Source organism: Deinococcus alpinitundrae (assembly GCF_009982895.1).
GTDB classification, from domain to species: domain Bacteria; phylum Deinococcota; class Deinococci; order Deinococcales; family Deinococcaceae; genus Deinococcus; species Deinococcus alpinitundrae.
Genome location: NZ_WXZL01000064.1, coordinates 1 through 4,574, shown reverse-complemented (window position 1 = coordinate 4,574; position 4,574 = coordinate 1). Strand labels below are relative to the sequence as shown.

Genomic DNA, 4,574 nt, shown 5'->3' with positions numbered 1-4,574 from the left:
CAAGGTGTGCATCCAGTCGCCTAACCCTTCGAAGCGACCTTCCTTCGCGATCGAGGTCAGATCAACAATGAGTTCAAGCCGCGGTGGCCGTCCAACACAGCGTTTTCGGTACGCCTTCAGTTGGGATTGCGCATGGTGGCGCATGACCCGAATCATGGCCGTCAGGCTCCAGGGCGCATGATTCAGGAAGCGGCTCAGGGCTGTGGGTGATTTGACCGTTGCATAGGCTGGCAGCGGCTTCCCCATCGCCGTCAGGAAAAGATTGAGCAGCACCTGGACGTTGTCCAGATGCTGCTTGCGCGTCAATGTCGCAAGAATGTCAGTGTAAAGCTGTCCAGCACGAGTTTCCGTTGCGTTCACACCCTCATTCTGAGGTGCAAAGCCGTGCTGGACAGCTTTTCCGTAAACCGCAATATCTCAGCAATCCTACTTAACTCTTGTGGTGCCCCCCCGCTTCTCAGGGTTTTGTCAGATTCAAGGTAATGCCAGTAAGTTAAGGGGGCAAGGCGGGGTGTGGACGCTGTCAAGCTGAAGGGTGGGCCTCAGCGCCGCACTGTTTACAACAGCCCGCGACCAGCCGCTCAACCACCTCGACACCTTTACCTCGATCCTGACTGGTCGCTTGCCGCACGGTCTGGAGCACCTTGCCGATGACATCGCCTTGCTCGTACTGGCTGCAAGGCGACCGCACGCCTCTCCCGGGCCATCAAAATCAAAATGCTCCGCTCCCCAAGAAAAGTACGTGCCAGTGCGCCTTCGCTGTCTTAACTTATCGGCATTGCAGTTAAGGCAACACAACCCACACTGGCCGTAGGAGGTCGTAGATGAACATCCTTGTCTCAGCCGTCATGACCCAACCGCCTGTCACTATCCCCCTTCACACCACGGTCCCGCAGGCGATCAAACTTATGCAAAGCCACGGCATTCGCCACCTGCCGGTACTGGACGAACTGGGGCGGGTGGCCGGGATCGTGACGGAACGCGACCTGAAAGAGGCCATGCCGTCGGACAGCACCGTTCTGAGCATCTGGGAACTCACGGCCCTGCTGGCAAAACTGGAGGTGCGTGATGTTATGTCGCGCTCCGTACTGACGGTCCGGGACGATACCGAACTGCGTGACGCGGCCTACACCATGGTGAAGCATAAGGTCGGTGGACTGCCGGTCATCAACGACCGTAACGATCTTGTCGGCATGTTGACTTCGACCGACGTAATGCGTGCATACGTCGACTTGACGGGAGCAGGGGCACCCGAGCCAGTCAAGGCAGCAGGAACACTTGCAGATTGAGTGCCAACGGTGCGTGAACCCCAGTCGGCCGAGTGACTGGGAACTAGGCGCGCCCAGAGTGAACAGGACAGAGAGGGAAACGCCGTACCGGTGATGGGCCTGCCAAAAAGGAGTTTGGGTGGTTGTGTTGCCTGAAATGGCGTCACGGCAGGCTAAGGGCAGGGGCGGTCTTCGAATCAATGCGGTGAGCCTGGGCAATGGACAAAGGCTAGGACAAACGAGAATCCCCTGCCCTGACCGATGCCGGGAGCGGGGGATTTTTGTTGCAGTGGCACAACATATTTTCTTGGGGAGGAATGACTCAGCCTCCCCGAAGCTCAGCGCTAGCCCTGTTTAGAGGCGACGCGCAGCGATACCCGTCCCGCTGCTTTTTTGGGGCGTTCACACGGCACCTCGCTCACGTCCACTACGACGGCCCACCGTACCAGCGTCCGTCAGGGTCTTCTTCCCCGGTAGGGAGAAACGCCCGCGCTGCAACAGCGCGTCCTCCACTCGGACCACGGTTCGTAACACCGTCGTCTCGTGCATCCCCCACGCCTGACCCAGGTGGAAGAAGGTCCGGTATTCCCGCCAGAATTCCAGTGTCAACAGCAGTTGCGCGGCCACCGGCAGTGCCGGCGGGCGTCCTGACCTCCGTTTGCTGGCCTCTCGGTCGTGCAGCACCGCTTCCATCTCCGCGAAGGTCTGTGGATTGACCCCGGTTCGTCGGCGAAAATCTGTCGCGTTCAGCTGCAAAACTTGTTCATCCTTCAACGCCGTCATCCCCGCCAGCCTCCCGCCCTATTTTCGCAGGAGGTCTACTGAAGGGGGATTACCTGCACTTGACTTTGAGTGTGGGAAGATCTGTCCTCATGTTCCACATGACGTCTGGTTAACTTGCCAGAATCCTCCTCAATCTAATTCATCGCGGCCTAGCACACGCTCAGCATGGCCAAGTTGAACTTAATGGACTGGCCTCAACGCACACCGAAGTCCGTGGTGACCGTGATGTGATCGGTGACCATCCGGACCCCCGGTGCCGCCCAAGCCGCGAGCGCCGCCTCGTCCCGCGCCGCGAAGGTATGCACGTTGCCGCTCAAGGTCGCCGTGCCCTCATGCATCTCAACAGAAATGTTCTGCGCATCGGACTCGGCGCTGCGCTTGAGGGCCAACTCAATCTTAGCCTTGACGTCCGCCGGGACGGCACGGTGCTTGAGTGTGACGGCGTTGACGACTCCCTTGACACCGCTGAGGTGCCGCACAGCACGTTCAGCATTGGTCCGCTGGTATTCCCAGTCCACTTCGCCCTCAAGTGTCATCCAGCCGTCTCGGACCATCACTTTCACGTGATCTTTCGGGACAACGGTGTCCCAAACCAGCATCTGAAGAGCAGATTTCGCTATATCGGCGTCGGTGCGCTCAAATGAAGCGTGCAACTTGACCTGAAGTTCGTCTGCCAGCCCTTTGACGCCGTAGACAGCCTTGGTCACACGGACGGCCGCGAATTTCTCGGCGTAGTTGGGCACGTCTCCTTCAAGAGTCACCACACCGTCTTTGACCTTGACACCGATGTTCGCGGCGTTGACGCTGGGCTCCCAGTCGAGTTGCTGAACGACGCGCAGTTGCAAAGTCTCGTTGGGTTTCATGATTGACCCTCCTGTGGGGTGGAGTGAGGCTGAATGTGTTGGCGGACAGACGCTGAAGACGCTCCAGAAGTGGGCGTTGACCTACGGCAAACCGCTGTTCCACGCCATTGGAGATCATGTCCCGAGGTGAATGGGAGGCAAGGCACCCAGCCTTGCCATTGATCTTGCTGTCCAGCGCTGTGTTTTCGCAGAGGGTGAGCGGTGCACGTATCCTCCGAACCTGAGTGTTCTCCGACCGCATTACCGATGCGTGTCCGGCCTGGATGCACTGTGGTTGATCCGCTTCGGTCTGGATTTCAGCTGCTCGGGAGCAGACAGTCCCGCTGTCAGTTGCGCTGAGGGTTTCCGACTGGGAAGCGATGGTCGACATCAACCTCAAAGGCGTCTTATACGGTATCGCCGCCGCACTGCCGGTGTTCAGGCAGCAGGGCTACGGGCACTTCATCCACACCGCGTCCACCGCCGCCCACAAGACCAGCCCCACCATGGCGGTGTACTCGGCCACCAAGTTCGCAGTGCAAGCGCTGTCCGAGGGCCTGCGTCAGGAGGCCGGGGAGAAGCTGAGGGTCACGGTGATCTCTCCGGGGTTTGTGAACACCAACTTCGCGGACGGCGTCTCGGACCCGGAGGTCCGAAGTCAGCTGGAACAACGCCGGGACCAGCTGGCGATGCCGGCCGCGGCGGTGGCCCGCGCGATGGTCTACGCCATCGAGCAGCCACAAGATGTCGACGTGGGCGAGATCATGCTCCGCCCCACCGCACAGGACTGAGCAAGCTGCTTCGTTTTCGACCATTTAACGTGTCCAGAATTGGACCTTCGTGTTCCAAGGGGTGTTCAGCGGTCTCACTGCGCCGCCTCCCCTTGACTGTGGCTTGCAGAAGTGGGTCAGCAGTACCCACCACTTCCTCCCACACGGCAGGCAGACGCCATGGACCAGCTCAACGACTTCCGTAAGAGGTCTAATGCACGACTGGCTCCCCATCGTCACCAGCCGCGCCCGAGGACCTGCGTTCACGCCACGCCCTCCTTACGATCGAGATGCTCCCAGACCCTGCCCGCCCAGCCGTGGATGGCTTCCCAGTCGCGCCAGTCGCCTTCTTCACTCTTCATGGCTTTGACCAGCATTCGTTCGAGAAAGGACAGCCTGGACGCGCCGAGTCTGCCCGCGAACAGCCCGATCTCCAGTAGCTAGAGGATCGCCCGCACCGGGTCCAGGTACGCCAGCACTTCACGGTGATGCTCGGCGGTATCTTCGCGGAGGGTGGTGCAGACCAGGAAATAGATCAGGGGCAACTGTTCGAGTGCAGTCCTGTGCCGCCTGACGAACTCGGCGGCCTCCGGCAACCACTTCGCACCGTGAATGGCGCTGTCCACCAACACGACGCGGTAAGGCGCGAGGGTGGTGAAGACGCACGTCCACCCTCGCGCCATGTTCCTGACGGGCTGGTCCGATGGCTTCAGCGACTTCTTCGGTGCTCCCGGCATGAGAGGCATAGGCGACCAGAATGGGTTGATCGGGCATGATAAGCACGCCTCGGATTGAATTCGGAGTCATCGGGGATTGGAGTGAACCCAAAACGCAGGACCAGCAGGCAAGTCACTTCTAGGTTGGATGATAGCGGGCAGCGAACTCGGCAGGGGGGACATAGCCAAGACTGG

Annotated in this window: 5 protein-coding genes and 1 pseudogene; 2 read left to right on the top strand and 4 right to left on the bottom strand. The window is 59.9% G+C overall.

Features of this window, described 5'->3' with window-relative positions:
• Positions 1-360: pseudogene (locus tag GUI70_RS22195) on the bottom strand (transposase); the annotation flags it as partial.
• A gap of 464 nt (positions 361-824) precedes the next feature.
• Between GUI70_RS22195 and GUI70_RS22190 the strand changes: the two are divergent.
• The gene (locus GUI70_RS22190) at positions 825-1,289 is read left to right on the top strand and encodes a CBS domain-containing protein (RefSeq protein ID WP_202630559.1); all 465 of its coding nucleotides are present in this window, start codon (positions 825-827) and stop codon (positions 1,287-1,289) included.
• A gap of 381 nt (positions 1,290-1,670) precedes the next feature.
• Here GUI70_RS22190 and GUI70_RS22185 read toward each other — a convergent pair whose 3' ends face one another.
• Positions 1,671-2,051 (bottom strand): transposase family protein, encoded by a 381-nt coding sequence (locus GUI70_RS22185; RefSeq protein ID WP_237725116.1) that lies wholly within the window; start codon positions 2,049-2,051, stop codon positions 1,671-1,673.
• Between the two features lie 194 nt (positions 2,052-2,245).
• Positions 2,246-2,914, bottom strand: a complete 669-nt coding sequence (locus tag GUI70_RS22180; protein ID WP_161884454.1) for a BON domain-containing protein — start codon at positions 2,912-2,914, stop codon at positions 2,246-2,248.
• A 293-nt stretch (positions 2,915-3,207) separates the two neighbouring features.
• Here GUI70_RS22180 and GUI70_RS22175 point away from each other — a divergent pair, with 293 nt between their 5' ends.
• The gene (locus GUI70_RS22175) at positions 3,208-3,684 is read left to right on the top strand and encodes an SDR family oxidoreductase (protein WP_306468322.1); all 477 of its coding nucleotides are present in this window, start codon (positions 3,208-3,210) and stop codon (positions 3,682-3,684) included.
• A 419-nt stretch (positions 3,685-4,103) separates the two neighbouring features.
• On the opposite strand, the gene GUI70_RS22170 is transcribed toward GUI70_RS22175, so the two are convergent.
• Positions 4,104-4,346 carry a flavodoxin domain-containing protein gene (locus GUI70_RS22170; protein WP_161884452.1) on the bottom strand — a complete coding sequence of 81 codons (243 nt, stop codon included), beginning with the start codon at positions 4,344-4,346 and terminating at the stop codon, positions 4,104-4,106.
• Between the last annotated feature and the right edge of the window lie 228 nt (positions 4,347-4,574).

Coding starts and splice junctions, on each gene's coding strand:
- GUI70_RS22180 (WP_161884454.1), bottom strand. CDS start 2,914: ATGAAACCCAACGAGACTTTGCAACTGCGCGTCGTTCAGCAACTCGAC.
- GUI70_RS22185 (WP_237725116.1), bottom strand. CDS start 2,051: ATGACGGCGTTGAAGGATGAACAAGTTTTGCAGCTGAACGCGACAGAT.
- GUI70_RS22170 (WP_161884452.1), bottom strand. CDS start 4,346: ATGGCGCGAGGGTGGACGTGCGTCTTCACCACCCTCGCGCCTTACCGC.
- GUI70_RS22190 (WP_202630559.1), top strand. CDS start 825: ATGAACATCCTTGTCTCAGCCGTCATGACCCAACCGCCTGTCACTATC.